17 protein-coding genes and 1 tRNA gene are annotated in these 21,671 nt (G+C 71.5%); 1 reads left to right on the top strand and 17 read right to left on the bottom strand.

Annotated elements, in window-relative coordinates:
• Positions 1-26: 26 nt before the first annotated feature.
• The 8 genes from DEJ11_RS04015 to DEJ11_RS03980 all read right to left on the bottom strand — a co-directional run bounded on the left by DEJ11_RS04015 (position 27) and on the right by DEJ11_RS03980 (position 8,571).
• The gene (locus DEJ11_RS04015) at positions 27-1,367 is read right to left on the bottom strand and encodes a threonine/serine exporter family protein (RefSeq protein ID WP_027464496.1); all 1,341 of its coding nucleotides are present in this window, start codon (positions 1,365-1,367) and stop codon (positions 27-29) included.
• Positions 1,368-1,651: 284 nt separating this feature from the next.
• A tRNA-Leu gene (locus DEJ11_RS04010) sits at positions 1,652-1,725 on the bottom strand.
• Between the two features lie 71 nt (positions 1,726-1,796).
• Positions 1,797-3,272 (bottom strand): NAD(P)/FAD-dependent oxidoreductase, encoded by a 1,476-nt coding sequence (locus DEJ11_RS04005; protein ID WP_111104248.1) that lies wholly within the window; start codon positions 3,270-3,272, stop codon positions 1,797-1,799.
• Between the two features lie 40 nt (positions 3,273-3,312).
• Complete coding sequence (locus DEJ11_RS04000; protein WP_071406119.1) at positions 3,313-3,861, bottom strand: DUF501 domain-containing protein; 549 nt, start codon at positions 3,859-3,861, stop codon at positions 3,313-3,315.
• Positions 3,862-3,936: 75 nt separating this feature from the next.
• Positions 3,937-4,470 (bottom strand): FtsB family cell division protein, encoded by a 534-nt coding sequence (locus DEJ11_RS03995; protein WP_111029598.1) that lies wholly within the window; start codon positions 4,468-4,470, stop codon positions 3,937-3,939.
• A 465-nt stretch (positions 4,471-4,935) separates the two neighbouring features.
• On the bottom strand, positions 4,936-6,219 hold the full coding sequence (gene eno, locus DEJ11_RS03990) for a phosphopyruvate hydratase (protein WP_027464494.1): 1,284 nt from the start codon (positions 6,217-6,219) through the stop codon (positions 4,936-4,938).
• A gap of 123 nt (positions 6,220-6,342) precedes the next feature.
• Positions 6,343-7,587 (bottom strand): histidine--tRNA ligase, encoded by a 1,245-nt coding sequence (hisS, locus tag DEJ11_RS03985; protein WP_110865050.1) that lies wholly within the window; start codon positions 7,585-7,587, stop codon positions 6,343-6,345.
• 270 nt (positions 7,588-7,857) lie between these two features.
• A complete protein-coding gene (locus tag DEJ11_RS03980) occupies positions 7,858-8,571 on the bottom strand; it encodes a MazG family protein (RefSeq protein ID WP_111104246.1) in 714 nt (237 codons plus the stop codon).
• Positions 8,572-8,661: 90 nt separating this feature from the next.
• Between DEJ11_RS03980 and nhaA the strand changes: the two genes are divergently transcribed.
• On the top strand, positions 8,662-9,840 hold the full coding sequence (gene nhaA / locus DEJ11_RS03975) for a Na+/H+ antiporter NhaA (protein WP_071406115.1): 1,179 nt from the start codon (positions 8,662-8,664) through the stop codon (positions 9,838-9,840).
• A gap of 159 nt (positions 9,841-9,999) precedes the next feature.
• On the opposite strand, the gene mfd is transcribed toward nhaA, so the two are convergent.
• From mfd to DEJ11_RS03930, 9 genes are all read right to left on the bottom strand, one after another.
• Complete coding sequence (gene mfd, locus DEJ11_RS03970) at positions 10,000-13,608, bottom strand: transcription-repair coupling factor (protein ID WP_111104244.1); 3,609 nt, start codon at positions 13,606-13,608, stop codon at positions 10,000-10,002.
• An 82-nt stretch (positions 13,609-13,690) separates the two neighbouring features.
• The gene (gene pth / locus DEJ11_RS03965; protein ID WP_111054896.1) at positions 13,691-14,275 is read right to left on the bottom strand and encodes an aminoacyl-tRNA hydrolase; all 585 of its coding nucleotides are present in this window, start codon (positions 14,273-14,275) and stop codon (positions 13,691-13,693) included.
• A 29-nt stretch (positions 14,276-14,304) separates the two neighbouring features.
• Entirely contained in the window at positions 14,305-14,928 is a 624-nt protein-coding gene (locus DEJ11_RS03960; protein ID WP_071405234.1) for a 50S ribosomal protein L25/general stress protein Ctc, read from the bottom strand.
• A gap of 230 nt (positions 14,929-15,158) precedes the next feature.
• A complete protein-coding gene (locus DEJ11_RS03955) occupies positions 15,159-16,067 on the bottom strand; it encodes a hypothetical protein (protein ID WP_111104242.1) in 909 nt (302 codons plus the stop codon).
• 31 nt (positions 16,068-16,098) lie between these two features.
• On the bottom strand, positions 16,099-17,451 hold the full coding sequence (gene manD, locus DEJ11_RS03950) for a D-mannonate dehydratase ManD (protein WP_258375484.1): 1,353 nt from the start codon (positions 17,449-17,451) through the stop codon (positions 16,099-16,101).
• Positions 17,448-18,731 (bottom strand): mannitol dehydrogenase family protein, encoded by a 1,284-nt coding sequence (locus tag DEJ11_RS03945; RefSeq protein WP_111104240.1) that lies wholly within the window; start codon positions 18,729-18,731, stop codon positions 17,448-17,450. The genes manD and DEJ11_RS03945 overlap by 4 nt, the downstream gene beginning before the upstream one ends.
• Positions 18,728-19,615, bottom strand: coding sequence for a sugar phosphate isomerase/epimerase family protein (locus DEJ11_RS03940; protein WP_111104238.1), 888 nt, complete (start codon positions 19,613-19,615; stop codon positions 18,728-18,730). The genes DEJ11_RS03945 and DEJ11_RS03940 overlap by 4 nt, the downstream gene beginning before the upstream one ends.
• Entirely contained in the window at positions 19,612-20,823 is a 1,212-nt protein-coding gene (locus DEJ11_RS03935) for a Gfo/Idh/MocA family oxidoreductase (RefSeq protein WP_111104236.1), read from the bottom strand. The genes DEJ11_RS03940 and DEJ11_RS03935 overlap by 4 nt, the downstream gene beginning before the upstream one ends.
• Entirely contained in the window at positions 20,820-21,659 is an 840-nt protein-coding gene (locus DEJ11_RS03930) for a sugar phosphate isomerase/epimerase family protein (RefSeq protein WP_111104234.1), read from the bottom strand. Before DEJ11_RS03930 ends, DEJ11_RS03935 begins: the two co-directional genes overlap by 4 nt.
• Between the last annotated feature and the right edge of the window lie 12 nt (positions 21,660-21,671).

Genomic DNA, 21,671 nt, shown 5'->3' with positions numbered 1-21,671 from the left:
CGGCGCCTCCACGGGCCTCCCGTCCGTCAGCTGGTCGCGTCCACCGCGCGCCGGGGCGCGTTGCGGGCGAAGAGGCCGGGCAGGAGCCCGCCGATCTTCGTCCCGATGCACAGGCTGACGAAGGTCGCGAGCGGGGTCGCGAGCGCCTCGGGATCGAAGGTGGCCACCGCCACCAGCCCGACCGTCCCCGGCACGAGCAGCAGGAACGCCGGGAAGAACGACACCGTCGCCGGGATCGCCGGCACGAGCCGCTCGAGCAACCGGGTCGCGACGAACAGCAGCGCCGCTGCGGCCCCGGTCGCGACGACGCTGCCCCAGAGCGGCGTCGTCGTGCTCACCACGGCGTAGGCGGTGACCATGACCGCCACCGACACGAGCGTCAGGCGCCACCCGGACCGGAACACCAGACCGAGCCCGACCGCGAGCACCACGACGGCCACCCACGACACCCAGTACGCGGGCACGGACTCCCAGCCGGCCAGGTCCGTGCCGACCCCCGCGACCTCGCCGACGAGCGCGGCCGACGACGGGTCGACGTGCAACCCGGTCAGGGCGCTGCCGGACGCGATGCCGGCGGCCATGAAGCCGAGCATGATGAGCCCCTGCACCAGTCGGGACGACCCAGTGACGATGTCCGCGGCGGTGAGTTCGAGCAACGCGTTGGTGATGAGCGCGCCGGGGACGAACACCGCCACCGGGGCGCAGACCGCGAAGAGCGGGACCTGCTCGAACCCGGTACCCGCGGCGACCAGGCCGACGATCGCCGTCGACACGAACGCGGCCAGGAACGGGATGATCGCCACGGCCTCGCGGAACCGCCGGAGGACCAGTCCGATCACGCCGACCAGGCCGCCGACGACGAGCGCCAGGACGATCGCCCACCAGGGGCAGCGGAAGACGACGGCCAGGCCGGCGGAGGTCAGGGCGTTGCCGAGGATCCACGGCAGCGCGGGCGGCGGGACGGTGCCGGCCCGGATGGCCCGGACGCGGGCGGGGATCTCGGCGAGGGCGATGGAGCCGCTCTCGAGCCCGAGCACGACGCGGTTGGCGCGGGCGGCCTGGCGGGAGGACAGTTCGACGCCCTCGGCGTTGACGATGGTGGCGGCGCCCGTCGAGACCTCGCTCACCATCACCAGGGCGGGCAGGACGCCGATCGCGAGCGTCGGTCCGACCCCGGCGGCGTCCCGGGCCTTCTCGAGCGCCGACCGGACGTCGGTGACGGAGCTGCCGGCGTCCAGGAGCAGGGCTCCGAGGGTGCCGAGGAGCATGCCGACCGGGACGCTCTCGCCGTCGACGACCTCGACGTGGGCCTCCGGTCGGCGGAGGGCGTTCTGCAGGTTGGCGAGTGCGCTTCCGAGTCCGACCACGATCGTCGATGCTACTGGGCGGCGAGCCGGTCGTGCAGTCGCGCCGTCTTCGCGGGAAGGCGACGGTCCGCGGGCCGGGAGGCACGTGGCGGGCCGGTCCCGCGCCTCCAGTCCGATGCCCAGGGCGACCCGATCCCACCGTCGAAGCGACAGATGGCAGGACCAGCGCTCGGACTGTGCGGCCGGAGCGACAGAACGACGCAAACTGTTCGCAGAGTTCTGTCGCTTTCGCAGCGGCACGCGGCGGGCGCCACGCGGCGGGCGCCGCGCCAGAGCCTCGGCGGTACCCCCGGTGGGACTCGAACCCACAACTCAGCGATTTTAAGTCGCGTGCCTCTACCGATTGGGCCACGGGGGCGGGCCGCAACAGCCTACCGATGCACGAAGGCGGCCACCCTTCGCAGGTGACCGCCTTCGTGACGAGCGTTGCTACTTGGCGTCGGCCGGGGCCGTCACCGGCTCGGGGGCGTTGGAGACGTCCTTCGCGGGCTCGCCGTAGACGGGGCCGGCGGCACCGGCGACCTTGCCCTCTTCCGGAGCCGGGGCCGCGGCGGGCGCGGCCGGAGCCTGGGCAGCGGGCTTCGGACGGGACGCGAACGCCTCGAACGCGGCACGCGGGGTCTCGCGGTCGTCGAGCGACACGATGTCGCGGCCCAGGAAGAAGCCACCGACCCAGTCGCCGATGACGCGCCACTTGCGCTCCCACGACGGCATGGCCAGGCCGTGGTAGCCGCGGTGGGCACCCCAGGCCAGGAAGCCCTTCATGGCGAACTTGCCGGACTGGAACACACCGGTGCCGAGGCCGAGGCCCGCGACGGCACCGAGGTTCTCGTGCTTGTAGTCGGTCGTCGCCTCACCACGGATGGTCGCGACGACGTTCTTCGCGAGCTGCTTGGCCTGGCGCACGGCGTGCTGGGCGTTCGGCACGCAGAACCCGCCGACACCGCCACCGGTCAGGTCCGGCACGGCTGCGACGTCGCCGCAGGCCCATGCGTCGGCGATCACGCCGTTGTCGTCGACCACGCGCAGGTCGGGCTGGACGCGGATGCGGCCACGCTGCTCGAGCGGGAAGTCGGTGCCCTTGACCATCGGGTTCGCCATGACACCGGCGGTCCAGATGATGAGGTCGGACGGGATCGTCTCGATCGCGCCGTCGCTCGTCTTGAGCTCGCAGACGCCACCGACGGCCGAGGCCAGCTGGGTCTCGAGGTGCACGGTCGCGCCACGCTCGGCGAGGTTCTTGAGCACCCAGTGCGAGGTCTCGAGGGAGACCTCGGGCATGATGCGGCCCATCGCCTCGACCAGGTGGAAGTGCGTGTCGTCGAAGGACAGCTGCGGGTGGCTCTTCAGCAGGTCGGTGACGAAGGAGCGGAGCTCGGCGAACACCTCGATGCCGGCGAAGCCACCACCGACGACGACGACGGTGAGCAGGCGGTCGCGCTCGGGACCGGCCGGCAGGTTCGCCGCCCTGTGGAAGTTGCTGAGGATGCGGTCACGGATGGACGCGGCTTCCTCGATGGTCTTCAGGCCGATGGCCTCGTCCGCGACGCCCGGGATCGGGAACGTGCGGGACACCGCGCCGGCGGTCATGACGATCTGGTCGTAGGACTCCTCCCACGCCTCGCCCTCGGTCGGGGTGATCGTCGCCGTCTTGGTGGCGTGGTCGACCTTGGTGACCTTCGCCGTGACGACGCGGGTCTTCTTGAGGTGACGACGGTGCGCGACGACCGCGTGACGCGGCTCGATGGAACCGGCGGCGACCTCGGGCAGGAACGGCTGGTACGTCATGTACGGCAGCGGGTCCACCATGACGACCTCGGCTTCGCCCTGGCGAAGGTGCTTCTCGAGCTTCCATGCGGTGTAGAAACCGGCGTAACCGCCGCCGACGACGAGGATCTTGGGCACGGGGGATGATCTCCTTGGATGGGGGTGTGCGGGAGTCGGGTCAGACTTCGCCGCCACCCGCCCCGACTCCAGCGTCTGCACCGTCATCATACGCCCGGCACTCACACCGGGAGGGCGACCAGTCCGCGCGCTCGAGCGCGAGGTCGCCGATGGGGTTGACGCCGGGTCCGGCGGCGAGGGCGTGGCCGACGAGGGCGTGCAGGCACTTCACGCGGGTGGGCATGCCACCGGCGCTGATGCCGTCGATCTCGTCGACGTGTTCGATCGACTCGCGATCGGCCAGGTAGGACTCGTGGGCCGCGCGGTACTGCGCGGCGACTTCGGGGTCCTCGAGCAGGGCTGCCAGCTCGGGCATCACCTGGTTGGCCTCGAGGGTGCTGACCGCAGCGGTGGCCGCGGGGTGGCACAGGTAGTAGAACGTCGGGAACGGGGTGCCGTTCGACAGCCGGGGCTTCGTGGAGACCACGGTGGGGTTGCCACAGACGCAGCGTGCCGCGATCCCGATGACGTCACGCGCCGGTCGGCCGAGCTGCGCCGACACGACCTGGACGTCGCGGTCGGAGGGCGGGTCGAAGGGAGGGGTCGTCACGGGAACGTGAGCCTACCGGAGAAGCGGAACCCCTCGCACCGTCGGGCCGGACGGCTCCGCGCCCTGCGGTCCGGACTACTTGCTGTCGCCCGTGCCGGACACGTCGGGGGCGACGAGGTCGGCGGCACGCTCGTCGGTGAGCCCGGACTGCAGCACCGACGAGAGCATCGCCTGCACCCAGTCGACCTTGGGCGTCTGCACCTTCGCACTCACGGGGGTGCCGGAGTCGGTGGTGGGGGTCTTCTCGGCCCGCTTGTCCTCGGTGCCCATCACGAGGTAGCTCTCCTCGCCCGGGTACACGTAGAGCAGCCGGTCACGGGCCTGCGCCTCGATGTACGCCGGGTCGTCCCAGCGTGCGACGTCCTGCTTCTTCTGCGTGACGTCGGCCTTCTGGCTCGCGACCTCCTGCTGCTGCTGGGCGATCTGCTCCTGCTGCTGGATGAGCGTCCGGAGCGACGGCGCGAGCACCACCACGAAGAGCACGATGATCGCGAGCATGAGCAGGCTGAACCCGGAGAAGTGGATCGAGCGGTACCAGGGCTGCGCGGGCGTGCTGCCGTCGGGCATCGCCACGGGGACGCGGCGGACGCGGGGCTTCTGGCTGGGCACGGTCCGACGATAACCCGGCACGGCCGGTCGGGCCGCCCGGCACGCGGCCGTTCGGCGCCCTCCCAGCGTCTCGCGTCCCACGGTGCCGCCCAGCAGAAGACGCCGTCGTCTCTTCGAGACGCCTCCGGATTCGGCGGCGTCTCACGGACTTCGCGGCGTCAGGCTGACACGACGGCGTCACGCCGACGGCGGGCGGGTCCGGGTCCGGTCGAGGCAGCCGGGAGGCACGGCTCCGGCCCGCCCGTCGGTCCCGCACCCGAAGTGGTCACCACACACCGCCCGACGCACGTCCGGTGGTCACGTCCTGTCGGCCGGGCCCGGGCCAACCGACGACTCGTGCCCACTCGACGCAGCGCGCACGGCACGTCCTGACCGCTCGGCACCTCGGGGCGGCACAGACGACGAGACGCCGTCCTCCTGGAGGAGGACGGCGTCTCGGTGGTGCGGGTACTGCTGAGCGGCTGGTTACAGCGACGCGGCGCGCGGGAAGGCCGAGCGACCGGCGTACACCGCGGCGTCGCCGAGCTCTTCCTCGATGCGGAGCAGCTGGTTGTACTTCGCGACGCGGTCCGAGCGGGCCGGGGCGCCGGTCTTGATCTGGCCACCGTCGACCGCGACCGCGATGTCCGCGATCGTGGTGTCCTCGGTCTCGCCGGAGCGGTGCGACAGGATCGAGGTCAGGCCGTGACGGTGCGCGAGCGAGACCGCGTCGAGCGTCTCGGTGAGCGTGCCGATCTGGTTGACCTTGACGAGGATCGAGTTCGCGGCCTTCTCGTCGATGCCCCGCTGCAGACGCTTCGGGTTGGTGACGAACAGGTCGTCGCCGACGATCTGGACCTTGTCGCCGAGCTCGGCGGTCAGGTGCGACCAGCCCTCCCAGTCGTCCTCGGCCAGCGGGTCCTCGATGGTGACGAGGGGGTAGTTCGCGACGAGCTCGGCGAAGTAGGAGGTGAACTCCTGGCTCGAGAGCTGCTTGCCCTCGAACTGGTACTTGCCGTCCGAGAAGAACTCGGTGGACGCGACGTCGAGGCCGACGGCGATGTCCTTGCCGGGCGTGTAGCCGGCCTTCTCGATCGCGGTGAGCAGGAAGTCGAGCGCGGCGCGGTTCGACGCGAGCTCCGGCGCGAAGCCGCCCTCGTCGCCGAGGCCGGTGGCCAGGCCCTGCTTCTTCAGCTCGCCCTTGAGGGCGTGGTAGGTCTCGACGCCCCAGCGGAGTGCCTCGGAGAAGGACTCGGCGCCGTAGGGCACCAGGAAGAACTCCTGGATGTCGACGTTGGTGTCCGCGTGGGCACCACCGTTGACGACGTTCATCAGCGGGACGGGCAGCGTGTGCGCGTTCGGGCCGCCGAGGTAGCGGAAGAGCGGCAGGTCGACCGAGTCGGCCGCGGCACGGGCCACGGCGAGCGAGGCGCCGAGGATCGCGTTCGCGCCGAGGCGGGACTTGTTCTCGGTGCCGTCGAGCTCGATGAGCGCGGCGTCGACGAGGCGCTGGTCGGTGGCGTCGAAGCCCTCGAGCGCCGGGCCGATCTCGTCGAGGACGGCGTCGACGGCCTTGAGCACGCCCTTGCCGCCGTAGCGCGAGGCGTCGCCGTCGCGCAGCTCGTACGCCTCGAACGCGCCGGTGGATGCACCGGACGGGACGAGCGCGCGGGACACGACGCCGTCGTCGAGGAGGACCTCGACCTCGACCGTCGGGTTGCCTCGGGAATCGAGGACTTCGCGTGCGCCTACGGCATCGATCAGGGCCACGGGGTACTCCCTACACATTGGTTGTGGTGATTGCGGTGTCGATCCTAGCGAGCGGAGGTGAACACGACGTCGGCCGTGACGCCCCGCTGTGGACGAGTCCGTGCTGGAACGAGGACTGGGTGCTCAGTCGAGCGGGCGGAACTCGACGCCCTCGAGCGACGCGGTGTCCGCCGAGACGGTCGCGAACGCCGTGAAGCCCTGGGCGGCGAGGCCGGCGAGCAGGTTCTTGGTGTTCTTCGTGCGGCGCTCGAGCCGGACGCGCCGGTGGGACGCCAGCGCCTCGGTCTTCAGCGCGGCGAGCCGGACCGGATCGACGTCCTTGTCGTACACGAGCACGACGGCGTCGGCCTCGGCGGACTCCGGGAGGGTCACGAGGTCGACGAGCCGCTCGAACCCGAGCGAGAACCCGACCGCGGGGACGTCCTGCCCGAGGAACCGGCCGATCATGCCGTCGTACCGGCCGCCGCCACCGAGGCTGTAGCCGAAGTCGGGGTGCGCGACCTCGAAGATCGTGCCCGTGTAGTAGCCCATGCCGCGCACGAGCGTCGGGTCGAAGCGCAGATCCACCCCTGGGAGCGCCTCGCGCAGGCGGAGCAGGTCGGCGAAGGCCTCGGCGTCGAGCCACGGCGCCCCCTCGACCGACGTCCAGTCGGCGGCCTCGAGCGCGCGGATGGTGTCCTCGAGCCCGGGCAGGTCGGCGCCCACGGTGCTGCGGAGTTCCGCCGCGACGCCGTCCGCACCGATCTTGTCGAGTTTGTCGATCGTGATGAGCGCGCGGTCGGCGGCGGCGGGCTCGGTGATCCCCCACGACGCGAGGAGCGCCAGCAGGATCCGGCGGTCGTTGATCCGGATCGTCGTGCCGCGGACCCCGAGGGCGTCGAGGGCCGCGGTCGTCGCGCGGATGAGCTCGATCTCGGCGAGCTGCCCGGGCTCCCCCAGGATGTCGATGTCGCACTGCACGAACTGGCGGTAGCGGCCCTTCTGCGGGCGCTCGGCACGCCAGACCGGCGCGATCTGCACGGACCGGAACACCGACGGCAGCTCCGCACGGTGCGAGGCGTAGAACCGGGCGAGCGGGACCGTCAGGTCGAACCGGAGACCGAGGTCGGCGAGGTCCAGCGGCGCTTCGGCAGCCTGCAGGTCCTCGGTGGTCAGCCCGCGCTTCATCACCGCGAACGCCAGCTTCTCGTTGTCACCGCCGAGCCCGGAGTGCAGCCGCGCAGCGTCCTCCACCACCGGGGTCTCGATCTCGTCGAAACCGTGCCGCGAGTAGACGTCCCGCACGACACCGAGCACGTGCTCGCGCCGGGCCTTGTCCGCCGGGAGGAAGTCACGCATGCCACGGGGTGCCGTCACGGTCGTTGCCATGCGGTCAATTCTGGCAGACGGGCGTCTCCGGCTTGCGCGCCTGCCGACCCACTGGCATACTGCATGCAGAACCTCGGTCCGGATCGTGCCTGATCCACGCTCCGGACCGATTCGCGGGGCGACGTGCTGCAGTGCGTCCCGCGGTTCGAGCGGGCTTCCCTGTCGGCCCCTCTCCCTGGTGGAGCCGACGCCCGCTCACGGGCGCCCTCTCTTTTTCGGGTTGGGAGGGCGCCCGTTCTCCCCTGCCCGGAGCGATCTCCCGACCGGGGATCACTCCACGGCGCGACCGGCTTCCTCGAGCGCCGACACCGCGGCCCGCAGACTCGCGACCGGGTCCACCCCGCGTCGTGCTGCAGCCGCGACCTCCCCGAGCACCGCTCGCCCCCATCCGGCGTCGACCGTCCCCACCCCGTCGTCCGCAGCGGGCGCGGCCGACGCGGCGGGCGCGGCTGACGCACCACGGGCCTCCGGGCCGACGCCGGAACCGGCCCCGACGACGGACGAGACGACCGCGTCGGCGTCCCCACGCTCCTCCAGGCGTTCCAGCAGCTTCACCGCGCGCTCCAGCGGCGGCATCGCCCGCGGCACCCCGTCGAACGCACTCCGCCGACTCGCCTTCTCGGCCGCCTTGGCCGCACGCCAGACCCGCACGACGTCCTCGACGGTGTCCGCCGTCTCGTCGCCGAACACGTGCGGGTGCCGCCTGGTCATCTTGTCCCGGACCCCGGCGGCGACGTCCTCGAGGGTGAAGTCCCCCGCGCGGGCGGCGATCCCCGCGTGCAGGACCACCTGGTAGAGCAGGTCGCCGAGTTCCTCGCGGACGTCGTCCGGGTCGCCGTCGTCGATGGCGTCGACGAGTTCGTACGACTCCTCGACGGCGTAGCGGGCGAGCGAGGCGTGGGTCTGCGCCCGGTTCCAGACGCACCCCCCGTCCTCGGCGAGCAGGCGGTCGACGACGGTCACGAGGTCCGGTACGGCGGTCATCACGTCATCGTGCCACCCGCGTAGACTGGTCGTGGTGTGTCGGGAAGTCTGGTCGACGGACACTCACCCGACCCCTCGAGACGGAGATCCATGTCGTCCCTCGTCCGCTCCCCCCGCTTCAGCGCCATCGCGCTCCTCACCGCCGCCGTGCTCGGCCTGGTCGTGGCGAACTCCCCGATCGGCCCCGGCCTCGAACGGCTGCTCGACGCGCACCTGCCGCTCGGTGCCCTGGGCCTCGACCTGTCGATCGCGCACTGGATCAGCGACGGCCTGCTCGCGGTGTTCTTCCTGCTCGTCGCGATCGAGCTGAAGCAGGAACTCGTCGACGGCGAGCTGTCGAACCCCAAGACCGCGATCATCCCCGCCATCGCGGCGGTCGGCGGCGTGCTCGTCCCGGCCGGCATCTTCCTGCTCGTCACCGCGGGCACGCAGTACACGCACGGCTGGCCGATCCCGACGGCGACGGACATCGCGTTCGCGCTCGGGGTGCTCGCCATGTTCGGTCGCGGGCTGCCGAGCGGCATCCGGGTGTTCCTGCTCGCGCTGGCCGTGCTCGACGACCTCATCGCGATCATCATCATCGCCGTGGTGTTCGCCCACGACACCGACTTCCTGGCCCTCGCCGGTGCCGTCGTCACCCTCGCGGTGTTCTGGCTGCTCGGCCGGATGCTCCGTCCCGGGCGCAGCGGGCAGACGTTCATCATCGTGGCGATGGTCGTCGTCGGGCTCCTGACGTGGTGGCTCGTCTACCACTCGGGTGTGCACGCCACCATCGCCGGCGTCGCCCTCGGGCTCGTGCTCCCCCGCCGCCCGGGCCACACCCTGCACGAGAACGTCGAGCCGTGGTCGAACGCCATCGTGCTGCCGGTGTTCGCGTTCGCGTCGGCAGCCGTCATCATCCCCTCGGTCGGCATCAGCGAGCTCTCCCCCACGTTCTGGGCGGTCGTCCTCGCCCTGCCGGTCGGCAAGGTCATCGGCATCACGCTGTTCGGCACGATCGCCACGCGGATCTTCCGCTCGCCCGGCCGCTCGTCGCTGTCGTTCTTCTCGATCATCACCGTCGGTGTGCTCGGTGGGATCGGGTTCACGGTGTCGCTGCTCATGAACGAGCTGGCGTTCGCCCGCAACGAGGAGATCCTCGACGAGGGCGTCCTCGCCGTGCTCGTCGGCTCGGGCATCGCCATCGTCGCGTCGGCGGTCGTCGTCACGCTGCGGGCGCGGGCGTACCGCGCGCGCCGCGAGCTGTCCGAGGCCGAGGACACCGAGTAGCGGCTCGCGGGCCGGGGTTCACACCCGTTCCGCGACAGGGCACGCGTCGTTCGACGCGTGGATCGTCGCGAAGGGCGTGCGTGCCGTGGACGTGGCCATGGACGGCCTGGAGGCACGGTGCGGGCCCGCACCGTGCCTCCAGGCCGTCTCCGCTCGCGTCTACGCGGCCGGCGCCTCGGCCGGGGTCGTCGCCCCGTACACGGCGGTGAGGATGCTCTCCACCCACTGGATGAGGCCGTCGTCCGGCAGCGCCTGGTCGTGCGGACGCGGCATCGGGATGCTCGTCGCGTTCTGCTGCGGGAACCAGCGCGCGCCCGGGAACATGCGCTTCAGGCGCACCTGCGACGAGTCGGCGAGCTCCTTGCCGGCGACCCGCAGGTTCGAGCCCATGACCACGACGTCGGACAGGCCGACCTGCTGCGCCATGCGACGGAGGCGGGAGACCTCGACCAGGGTCTGCACGGCCTGCGGCGGCTGCCCGTAGCGGTCGGTGAGCTCGTCGAGCACCATGTCGATCGCGTTCGGCTGGGCCGTCGGGGCCGAGGCCGCCGAGAGCTTCTGGTACGCCTCGAGCCGGAGTCGCTCGGACTCGACGTAGTCCTCGGGGATGTGCGCATCGACGGGGATCTCGAGCCGGAGCTCGGTCTGCCCCTCGGCGACGTCCCCACGGAACTGCGACACCGCCTCGCCGATCATCCGCAGGTACAGGTCGAAGCCGACGCCCGCGATGTGGCCGGACTGCTCCCCGCCGAGCAGGTTGCCGGCCCCGCGGATCTCGAGGTCCTTCATGGCGACCTGCATGCCCGCGCCGAGCTCATTGTTCGCGGCGATCGTCTCGAGGCGGTCCTGTGCGGTCTCGGACAGCGGCTTCTCGGAGTCGTACAGGAAGTACGCGTACCCGCGCTCCCGCCCACGGCCGACACGTCCGCGCAGCTGGTGCAGCTGCGACAGGCCGTACTTGTCCGCCTTGTCGATGATGAGCGTGTTCGCGTTCGCGATGTCCAGACCGGTCTCGATGATCGTCGTCGAGACGAGGACGTCGAAGCGGCGCTCCCAGAAGTCGACCATGACCTGCTCGAGGGCGGTCTCCGACATCTGCCCGTGCGCCACGGCGATGCGCGCGTCCGGCACGATCTCGGCCAGGTGCGCGGCGACCGACTGGATGTCCTTCACGCGGTTGTGCACGTAGAACACCTGGCCCTCGCGCAGCAGCTCGCGGCGGATCGCCGCCGCCACCTGCAGGTCGGACTGCGGTCCGACGAAGGTCAGGATCGGGTGGCGGTCCTCGGGCGGGGTGGCCAGGGTCGACATCTCGCGGATGCCCGTGACCGCCATCTCGAGCGAGCGCGGGATCGGGGTCGCCGACATCGCCAGGACGTCGACGTTCGTCTTGAACTTCTTGAGCTGGTCCTTGTGCTCGACGCCGAACCGCTGTTCCTCGTCGATGATGACGAGCCCGACGTCCTTGAAGGTGATGCCCTGCGACAGGATCCGGTGGGTCGCGATGACGATGTCGACCGTGCCGTCGGCGAGCCCGGCGATGGTCTCCTTCGACTCCTTCTCGGTCTGGAACCGGCTCAGGGCGCGCAGGTGCACGGGGAACCCGGCGAAGCGCTCCTGGAACGTCTCCATGTGCTGGCGGACGAGCAGGGTCGTCGGGACGAGCATGACGACCTGCTTGCCGTCCTGCACGGCCTTGAACGCGGCACGGATCGCGACCTCGGTCTTGCCGTAGCCGACGTCGCCGGAGAGCAGGCGGTCCATCGGGATCGGGCGTTCCATGTCGCGCTTGATCTCGTCGATCGTGGTGAGCTGGTCGGCGGTCTCGGCGAACGGGAACGCCTCTTCCAGCTCGCGCTGCCACGGGGTGTCCGGACCGAACGCGTGCCCCTTCGACGCCATCCGCGCCGAGTACAGCTTGACCAGGTCGACGGCGATGTCGCGGACGGCCTTGCGGGCCTTCGACTTGGCGGCGGACCAGTCCGAGCCGCCCATCTTCGACAGGGTCGGGGACTCGCCACCGACGTAGCGCGACAGCTGGTCGAGCTGGTCGGTCGGCACGAAGAGCTTGTCGCCCGGGTAGTTGCGCTTCGACGGCGCGTACTCGAGCACGAGGTACTCGCGCTGCGTCTTCACGGCGTTCCGGCCACCGCTGGAGACCTCGCGGCTGACGAGCTCGACGAACTTGCCGATGCCGTGGGTCGCGTGCACGACGACGTCGCCCGGCTTGAGCTGCAGCGGGTCGACGACGTTCTTGCGTCGGCTCGCGAGTTTCTTGACGGTGCGGGCACCCTGCTGGACACTGCGGCCGTAGAACTCCGCCTCGCTCAGGACCGCGATGCGGGGGTCGGGGATGGCGAAGCCGTGCTCGACGGTCGCGGTCGTCACGACGGCGAACCCCGGCTCCGGCGGCGCGTCGACTACTGCGGCACGGGCGGCGACCCCGGCGTCGGCGAGCACCTGCACCGCCCGCTCGACGAGGCCCTGGCCCTGCGCGGTCACCACGACGGCCCACCCGTCGTCGGTCAGCGACTTGACGTGCGCGATCGCCCCGTCGGCGCTGCCGGCGAAGCTCGGGACGGCCTCGGCCCGGACGCGGATGTACTCGCCTGCCTCGGCAGCGGCCTCGGCGTCGGTGAGGACGCGCTCGGTGTCCCCTTCGTCGAGGCCGGAGTCGAACGGCGACACCGTCCACCAGGTGCGCTGCCCCCGGGTGTTCTTGAGCTGCTGCACGGTCAGGAAGTTGCCCGCGTCGAGGTCGATCGGCGCCTGGGCACCGGCGACCGCTGCGCTCCAGGCCGCCTGCAGGAACTCGGTGTTCGTCTCGGCGAGGCTGTTCGCGCGGCCGTTCACCCGCTCGGGCGAGAACACCGCGATGGTGGCGTCGTCCGGCAGGTAGGAGGTCATCGGCACGAGGTCCTGCACGAGCGCCGGGGCGAGGGACTCCATGCCCTCGACCGGGATGCCCTCGGCGATCTTCGCGAGCATCTGCGACAGGTTCGGGAACTCGTGCAGCATCTCGCGCGCCCGCTGCCGGACGTCGTCGCTGAGCAGGAGTTCGCGCGAGGCGGTCAGCTCGACCGAGCCGAGGTCGTCCTCGGTCGTGCGCTGGTCGGCGACGGAGAACGCCTTGATCGCCTCGATCTCGTCGCCGAAGAAGTCGACGCGTGCCGGGTGGTCGGCCGTGGGCGGGAAGACGTCGAGGATGCCGCCGCGCACCGCGAACTCACCACGGCGGGTGACGAGGTCGACGCGCGAGTAGGCGAGGTCCACCAGCTGGGACGCGATCGCCGCCAGGTCGTTGCCCCGCGAGTCGGTCCGCAGCACCACGGGTGCCAATGAGGTCAGGTTGCTCGCGATCGGCTGCAGCGCGGCGCGGACGCTCGCGACGACGATGGTCTGGCGACGCTCGGCCGGGTCCGCCGCCTGCCACGCCGCGAGCTTCCGGAGCGTCGCGATGCGCGTGCCGACGGTCTGGGCACTCGGGCTGAGGCGTTCGTGCGGCAGGGTCTCCCACGCCGGGAACTCGAGCACGTCGGCATCGGGGACGTAGCTGCCGAACGCTTCGCGGACCGCCTCGGCCTCACGCCCGGTCGCCGTGATGACGAGGACGCACTGCGGGCCGTTGCGCTCGGCGAGCAGCGCGCCGAGCAGCGGCACGCGCAGGCCGTCCACGACGGAGAAGTCGGCGTCGCGCGGTGCGGCGCGCAGCACGCGATCGAAGGCGGAGGCGCGCGAGAGCGCAGGGATGATGCCCGAGATCGTCACTCAGGAGATGGTACCGGCCGCCACCGACACCGGCCGCGACGTGCGCGACGGGCGAACAGCGCCGACGCCCGGCACGGAGCGCTCAGGACGGAGCGTGCACGCGCTGCTGTGCGGCGAGCAGCCCGACCTCGGCGATCGCCTCGACCGCGTCGGCGGCGTCAGCCAGCAGGATCGGCAGCGTCTTCTTCTCGGCTGCGGAGAAGTCACGCAGCACGTAGTCGGCCGGGTCCTGCCGACCGGGCGGACGACCGATGCCCACCCGGACGCGCATGAACTCGTTCGTCCCGGTGGCCTTGATGATGTCGCGCAGCCCGTTGTGCCCGCCGTGCCCGCCACTGCCCTTCAGGCGGACGGTGTCGAACGGCAGGTCGAGCTCGTCGTGCACGACGACGAGGTCGGCCGGGGTGGCGCTGTAGAACCCGAGCACCGAGGAGACCGGTCCACCCGAGGTGTTCATGAACGACCCGGGCTTCGCCAGCACGAGTCGGGTGCCGCCGGGCACCAGGCGCCCCTCGGCGACCTGGTTCGGCGTCTTGTGCTTCTTGAACGTCGCTCCCATGCGGGAGGCGAGTTCGTCGAGGACCATCTGGCCGACGTTGTGGCGGTTGCCGGCGTAGTCGGGCCCGGGGTTCCCGAGCCCGACCACCACGAGGATTCGATCCGTCACAGCGTCGACCAGATGTCTTCGAAGGGGTGTTACTCGGAGTCCGCGGCGCCCTCGGCACCCGACTCGGCGCCGGCCTCGGCCGAGGCCTCGTCCGCAGCGTCGTCGTCAGCGGTGCCACGCGGGGTGACGATCGCGACGACCAGCGCCTCGGGGTCGGTCTCGAGCTCGGCGCCCTCGGGGAGCTCGAGCTGCGCGGCGTGGATCTGCACGCCGTCCTCGAGGCCCTCGACGTTCACGGAGACGTGCTCCGGGATGTCGGTGGCGAGCACGAGCAGCGAGATCGTGTTGAGGTCCTGCACGTGGATGGTGCCGGAGAAGGACTCGCCCTCGATGACGACGGGCACGTCGACCGTGACCTTCTCGCCGCGGCGGAGGACCACGAGGTCGATGTGCTCGATGATCTGGCGCACCGGGTCACGCTGGACGTCCTTGACGAGGGCGAGCTGCGCAGCACCCTCGATGTCGAGGTCGACGACCGCGTTGGCGGTACGGACGAGCAGCATGGTCTCGTGACCGGGCAGCGAGATGTGCTTCGGCTCGGTGCCGTGGCCGTAGACGACCGCGGGGATCTTGTCGGCCGCGCGGAGCTTGCGAGCAGCGCCCTTGCCGAACTTGGTGCGGACTTCCGCTGCGAGCTTGGTGTAGTCGGCCATGGTGCCTCCTGGTGTCGGGGACGACGCCGGGGTGCCGGCATCGTGGGGGTCTGTGGTGTTGCAACTCGAACGCGTGCACGCGTGAGGAACGATCCCAGGGTCTTGCCGGGTATCCCACCGCGTCGATCACGGCCGCGCGTACGCAGCCCTCGCCGAAGTCAGGGACTGAGTCTAGCAGGGCCGTCCGGGCGTGTCGTCCCATGATCTGCCCGCTCCGGCTGCGACGACGCTCAGCGGCCGACCTGCCGACGGTGCTCCTGCGCGGCGTGGAGGACGTCGCGCGCCCGGTCGCTCGCTACCTCGGCCTCGTCGCGGGCTGTCTCGAGCCGGGTGATCTCGGCCTCGGCCTGCTCGAGGGCACGCTGGAGCTCCGCGCGGCGCTCCTCCGCCTGTTCGAGATCGGCCTCGGCGGTGTCGAGTGCTGCGTCGGCGTCGCGGGACTCCGTGCGCGCTGCGGTCTCGGCCTGGCGCGCGGCCTTCCGGTCGGCGGCCGGGTCGCGCTTCGGTTCGGGTTCGGCGTCCGGCTCCGACTCCGGGGCGTCGCGCTGCGCGGGCCTGGAGGCACGGCTCGCCTTCCGCGCACCCCTCGCCTGGGAGATGGGGATGGGTGGGGCATCGCTGCCGGACCAGGCATCGGGCACCGCGTCCGGATCCGCGAGCGCCCCGTCGAGGTCGACCGCGTCGAACCCCACGCTCTCGAGCGCCGTCACGAGCAGCCCCGACCGGACGGCCGCGCCGGCGTGCGGGTCCGCCATCGCCGCCTCGATCGTCGACCGGACCTGCTCGAGCACCGCCGGGGTGACGGGGTGCCCGGCGTCGGACGCCAGGTCCGCACCGGCCTGCGCGAGGGCGTCGACGACCTCGGCGCGCTGCCGACGGAGCGTCCGGATCGCGTCGGGGTCGGCGTCGGCCTGCGCCTTGCGGAGCGCCGGTCCGAGGTCGACGGCGTCGTCGAGGGCACCGTCGTGGGCGAGCAGGTCGATCACCCATGCGGCCGGGGCGGGCTTCCGGAGCTTCCCGACCGCCGTGGCGAGGGCACGGTCGTCCTTCCGCACCGCGCGCTGCCGTGCGGTGCGCTCGGCGACGAAGTCCTGCGGCGCGACGAGCAACAGCTCCCTGGCGACGTCGGCGAACTCCATGCGACCACTGTGCCAGCCAGGATGCCGGGTACTACCAGTCGTGGACGGTGCCGTCGGCCAGGCGGTTGAACGGCAGGTACGCCTGCTCGTAGGGGTACTTGCCGGCTTCGTCGACGTCGAGGCTGACCCCGAGGCCCGGCTCGTCCCCCGGGTGCAGGTAGCCGTCGGTGAACGTGAACGTCTGGTGGAACACCTGGTTGGTCTGCGGTCCGTGCTGCATGTACTCCTGGATGCCGAAGTTGTGGATCGCGAGCCCGAGGTGCATCTGCGCGGCGAGACCCACCGGGGAGATGTCGGTCGGTCCGTGGAACCCGGACCTGACCTGGTACAGCGCCGCGTACTCCATCGTCTTCTTGAGCGGGGTGACGCCGCCCATGTGCGTGACGGCACCGCGGACGTAGTCGATGAGCTGGTCGCGGATGATGTCCTTGAAGTCCCAGATGGTGTTGAAGACCTCCCCGATCGCCAGCGGCGTCGTGGTGTGCTGCCGGACGAGCTTCAGGGCCTCCTGGTTCTCGGCGGGGGTGCAGTCCTCGAGCCAGAACAGGTCGTACGGCTCGAGCGACTTGCCGAGCTTGGCGGCCTGCAGCGGGGTCATCCGGTGGTGGCCGTCGTGCAGCAGCGGCAGTTCGGGACCGAACTCGTTGCGGACGGCCTCGAACACGGTGGGCACGTGGCGCAAGTAGGCGCGGGTGTCCCAGTCCTCCATCGCCGGGTACGCACCGCGCTGGGCGGGCTCGAAGTCGTAGCGGACGCCGGCGTTGCCCTCGGTGGTCCTGTTCGAGGCGATGCCGTAGATGGACTCGAGGCCGGGGACACCGGTCTGCACCCGGATGGAGCGGTAGCCCTCTTCCTGGTGCTCGCGGATGGAGTCGAACAGCTCGGGCAGCTCCTTGCCCGAGGCGTGGCCGTACGCCATGAGCCCGGTGCGCGATGCCCCGCCGAGCAGCTGGTACAGCGGCATCCCGGCGACCTTCGCCTTGATGTCCCAGAGGGCCATGTCGACGGCGGCGATCGCGGCCATCGTGACCGGACCACGGCGCCAGTACGACGACCGGTACAGGAACTGCCAGGCGTCCTCGATGCGGCTGGCGTCACGGCCGACGAGCAGCGGGACGACGTGCTCGGACAGGTAGGCGGAGACCGCGAGCTCGCGGCCGTTCAGGGTGGCGTCGCCGAGCCCGGTGACGCCGTCGGCCGTGGTGAGCTTGAGCGTCACGAAGTTCCGGTTCGGGCTGGTCACGATGACCTCGGCCCGCTCGATCAGCTGGCCGCGGTCCGCCGAGGCCCAGGTGTCCGGACGGCCGGCGGTGGTCTCGGCCGGCCCGCTGTCGGTGGCGCCGGGGACCGGGGCCGCGGGGTTGGTGGTGGTCGTGTCGGTCATGCGTGGACTCCTCCGTTGGAGCGTTCGCGGGCGCGTGCCGCGGCGGTGCGGATGCGGTCGGCCGCCGCCGTCACGGCGGCGACCACGGGGGTGGTGTCGAGTTCGGGCGCGACGACGGCCAGGACGTCGTGCACGTCCGAGTCTGGCCCGGGGGCACCGGGGTCGTCCACCAGGTCGGGTTGCTCGGTGACGTGCAGCCACCACGCGGCGAGGGCGGTGGCCGCTCCGGTGCCGATGCCGGCCGAGGGGTCGCGGGCGAGCCGGTGCCGCACGACGTCGACGACACGGACGGGCAGCTTCTGCGAGCCGCCGGACGCGATCTGCCGCAGCGTGTGCCGGATGCGCGGGTTGGCGAACCGTTCGACCAGGGCCGTGCGGGCGTCTTTGACCTCGGCCTCGGGCAGCGGGAGTTCGAGCGCGGCTTCGTCCCAGAGCTGCTCGACGGCGGTGCGGCAGACCGGGTCGTCCATCGCCTCGGCCACGGTGTCGTGGCCGAGCTGCAGCCCCAGGTAGGCGAGGAGCGAGTGCGAGCCGTTCAGCAGCCAGAGCTTCCGCTGCTCGTACGGGGTGACGTCGTCGACGATCCGGACGCCGGCCGTCTGCCACGCGGGCCGGTCGGTGCCCGCGAAGGCGTCCTCGAGCACCCACTCGGCGAACGGCTCGGTGACGACGGGGACCCGGTCTCCGGCGAGCGCACCCGGCAGTTCCGACAGGCGCGCGACGTCGTCGTCGGTGGTGGCCGGGGTGATCCGGTCGACCATCGAGCTCGGGAACGTGACGTTCGCCTCGATCCAGTCATGCAGGGCGTCGTCGGTGACGGCGTCGAGCACGGCGTCGCGCAGGACCGCCCCGTTGTGCGTCAGGTTGTCGAGACTGACCAGCGCGATGCGCCCGGACCCGGCGGCACGGCGGGCGTCGAGCCCCGCGACCAGCCGCGCGGGCACGTCGGAACCGGGCCGGTAGCCCTGCTCGGTGACCGTCAGCGTGACGATGGTCGTCTCCGGGGACGCGACCACGTGCCTCCAGGCCGTGTCGTCGCTGCCCGGGTGGGCGGCCACGATCGTGTCGACCACCTCGGCTCCGTCGCCGGACGCGGCTCGGGTGACGAGCGTGTACCGGCAGTCCTGCGCGGTCAACGCGTCCGCGGCGGCGGGCGAGCGGCCAGTGAAGGCGGTGATCCCCCACGGCTCCCCCGTGGTGTGGGCGGTGTACCAGGCGAGGTGGGCACGAGCAAAGGCCCCCACCCCCAGGTGGACGATGCCCGGACGCCGATCGGTCATGCCGACACCGGTACGAGGGAGCGGAGGTACGCCAGGTTGTCGGCGGTGCGGGCCTCGAGCGGGAGGTCGGTGGAGAAGTCCTCGATGGTGACCCATCCGTCGTACCCGACCTGGCGGAGCGCGTCGAGGTACTCGGACACCGACGCCTGGCCGGTGCGCAGGGGTGCCCACTCGTGCTGCCAGATCGAACTGCCGTCGGCACGGGCGTCACCGGTGTCGACCCAGCGGGCGTTCTTCACGTGGGCGTGTGCCAGGTACGGCCCGAGCAGTTCGAACGCGGCCAGGTGGTCCTCGTACCCCTCGATCACGAGGTTGCCGAGGTCGTGGATGACGCCGACGTGTGCGGGGTCGAGACCGTCGATCAGTCGCAGTGCCGCGGATGCCGACGGCGTGATCGTCATGTGGTGCAGCTCGACGAGTGCCTTCACGCCGAGCTCCGACGCACGCGACGCGACCCACTCGAGATCGGCGCGGGTGCGGTCGAAGAGCTGCGGGTAGGTCTCGCCGGTGCGTTCCTTCTCGGCACGGTAGTGCGGCATCGTGACCCGCACCTGGCGCGCGCCGAGTTCGCTGGTCACGCGCAGCATCGTCTCGACGCCGTCGTGGTCGGCGGTCGGCTGGTAGCCGCCGATGCCCGAGTACTCGAGCCCGGCGGCGGCGGTGACCCGGGCGATCTCGCCGACCCGGTCGCGGATGCCCGTGTACTGCCAGGTCGAGTTGTTGCCCGCCCAGAACGACCGCTCAGCGGGGACCTCGACGCCGTCGGCCGGGCGGTCGTCGACGATGCGCCACTCGATGCCGTCCCAGCCCTGTGTGGCCAGGGTCTCGGCAGCTTCGGACGGGGTCCAGTCGGGAGTGGAGGCGGTGAACACGGAGAACTTCATCGGGTGGCTCCTTCGGTCGCGCTGGCGGTGGCGGGTGTGCCGACGACGGGCACCACGTCGTCGTACTCCCCCTCGATCACGTCGTCGATGCGCACGGGGTGTCCGAGCGTCGCGCTGACGTAGAGCCCGCGGACGGTGGCGAGCGACACGAGGGCCGCGTCGACGGTGACACCCGGTTCGCGTCCCTGCCGGATCGCGTCGACGATGTCCGTGTACTGCCGAGCGTGCCCCGCGGCGAAGTGGTCGGGTTCAGCCGGGCCGCCGACGACGTGCTCGGGCGGGACGACCTGGTCCTTCTGGTCGACCGCACCGGCGACCGCGGTGGCGTTCGACGTGGTGGACGCGGACTCGAGCGTGGCGGTGTCCGGGGCGATGTGGAAGTACGCGAGCCGGTCGTCGTCGACGATGGCGGAGCCGTGCGTGCCGTACACGGCGTACCGGGCGGAGAGCCCCGGGTACGCCGCGGTCGTGCAGTGGACGACCCCGAGCGCCCCGCCGGCGAACCGGACGGTGGCGACGGCGGTGTCCTCGACCTCGATCCGGTCGTGCGCGAGCAGGCCGGTCTGCGCGGAGATCTCGACCGGACGACCGAGCGCCCAGACGAGCAGGTCGACGGTGTGCACGCCCTGGTTCATCACCGCGCCGCCGCCGTCGAGCGCCCAGGTGCCGCGCCAGTCACCGGAGTCGTAGTACCCCTGCGACCGGTACCACGCGACGCTCGCGAGCCCCGAGGTCACGGTGCCGAACCCGCCGTCGTGCGCGGCCCGGGCGACGGCTGCCGACGCCGGGTCGAAGCGGTGCTGGCTGATGACGCTCGTGACGAGCCCGCGGTCACGAGCGGCTGCGGCGAGCGCCGCGATCTGCCGGGCCCGGGGCATCGTGGTGTCGAGCGGCTTCTCGATGACGACGTGCTTGCCGGCGGCCAGGGCGGCCTCGGCGAGCTGCACGTGCATGCCGGACGGCGAGCAGATCGCGACGACGTCGATGTCGGTCTGGTCGATCGCCTCCTCGATGGTGGACGTCGTGATCGGGCGGGCGACGCCCATCGCCTCGATTGCGTCGGCTGCGCTCGTGGCGGCTTCGGGCACGGCGTCGACGAGGGCGACGACCTGCAGGTCGGGGTGGTGGACGGCGACGGTGGCGTGGTGGCGGCCGATGACACCGGCGCCGACGACGGCCAGGCGGAGCGGGTTGGTGGGTTCGGTCATCGCAGGGTGACTCCGATCTGGTCGGTGAGGGTGCGGAAGGCCCGGCCGGCACGGCCGAAGGCCGCGGGGCCGGAGAACCCGCCGAGGGAGGTGAAGTCGCTGAGGTGCGGTTCGAGCGAGGCGTACCCGGAGTAGCCGGCGTCGCGGAGCGCGGTGAGGGTCTGGAGCAGTTCGCCGTCACCCTCGCCCGCGGGGACCACCGACGAGTCGGCGGCGAGGGCGTCCTTGACCTGCAGGTAGTCGACGTACGGGGCGAGCTGCTCCCAGCCGTCGGTGAAGGGCCGGACGCCGCACTGCACGTAGTTCGCGTTGTCCCAGGCCAGGCGGAGCGCCGGCGACCCGACGCTCTCGACGATGTCGAGCACCCGCGAGGGGACGTCGCCGTAGATGTCCTTCTCGTTCTCGTGCAGCAGCGTCACGCCTTCGCGCTCGGCGAGGTCGGCCAGCGCCCGCATCCGGACGAGGACGTCGTCGCGGACGTCGTCGGGGCTGCGGCCCTCGAAGTAGAACGAGAAGATCCGGATGTTCGTCGTGCCGAGGGCGTGCGCGGCACGGATCGCACGGGCGAGCCGTGACACCTCGTGCTCGACGGGCTCGTCGACGGGCACCTTGCCGATCGGCGAGGCGATCGCGGACACGGTCTGCCCGCGCTCGTCGAGCAGCCGGTGGAGTCCGGCGAGCTGGTCCTCGTCGAGGTCGACGACGTTGACGCCCCAGGCGCTGCGGACCTCGATGGCGCTCGCGCCGAGCGCCTGGAGGACCGCCACCTGGACGACCGGGTCGGCGTCGATCTCGTCGCCGAAACCGGAGAGTTCCCAACTGGGCTGGTCGGTCATGGTGTCCTTTCG

This window comes from Curtobacterium sp. MCLR17_058 (genome assembly GCF_003234705.2).
Lineage (GTDB): Bacteria > Actinomycetota > Actinomycetes > Actinomycetales > Microbacteriaceae > Curtobacterium > Curtobacterium flaccumfaciens.
Note: the sequence above shows the minus strand (reverse complement) of the source record. Positions and strands in the feature narration are given on the sequence as shown.

Excerpts from the sequence above, each read along its gene's own strand:
- hisS (WP_110865050.1), bottom strand. The coding sequence starts at position 7,587 with ATGGCAACGACCGTGACGGCACCCCGTGGCATGCGTGACTTCCTCCCG.
- manD (WP_258375484.1), bottom strand. The coding sequence starts at position 17,451 with ATGACCGACACGACCACCACCAACCCCGCGGCCCCGGTCCCCGGCGCC.
- DEJ11_RS03930 (WP_111104234.1), bottom strand. The coding sequence starts at position 21,659 with ATGACCGACCAGCCCAGTTGGGAACTCTCCGGTTTCGGCGACGAGATC.
- nhaA (WP_071406115.1), top strand. The coding sequence starts at position 8,662 with ATGTCGTCCCTCGTCCGCTCCCCCCGCTTCAGCGCCATCGCGCTCCTC.
- DEJ11_RS03960 (WP_071405234.1), bottom strand. The coding sequence starts at position 14,928 with ATGGCCGACTACACCAAGCTCGCAGCGGAAGTCCGCACCAAGTTCGGC.
- DEJ11_RS03945 (WP_111104240.1), bottom strand. The coding sequence starts at position 18,731 with ATGACCGATCGGCGTCCGGGCATCGTCCACCTGGGGGTGGGGGCCTTT.
- DEJ11_RS03940 (WP_111104238.1), bottom strand. The coding sequence starts at position 19,615 with ATGAAGTTCTCCGTGTTCACCGCCTCCACTCCCGACTGGACCCCGTCC.
- DEJ11_RS03935 (WP_111104236.1), bottom strand. The coding sequence starts at position 20,823 with ATGACCGAACCCACCAACCCGCTCCGCCTGGCCGTCGTCGGCGCCGGT.
- DEJ11_RS03955 (WP_111104242.1), bottom strand. The coding sequence starts at position 16,067 with ATGGAGTTCGCCGACGTCGCCAGGGAGCTGTTGCTCGTCGCGCCGCAG.
- DEJ11_RS03980 (WP_111104246.1), bottom strand. The coding sequence starts at position 8,571 with ATGACCGCCGTACCGGACCTCGTGACCGTCGTCGACCGCCTGCTCGCC.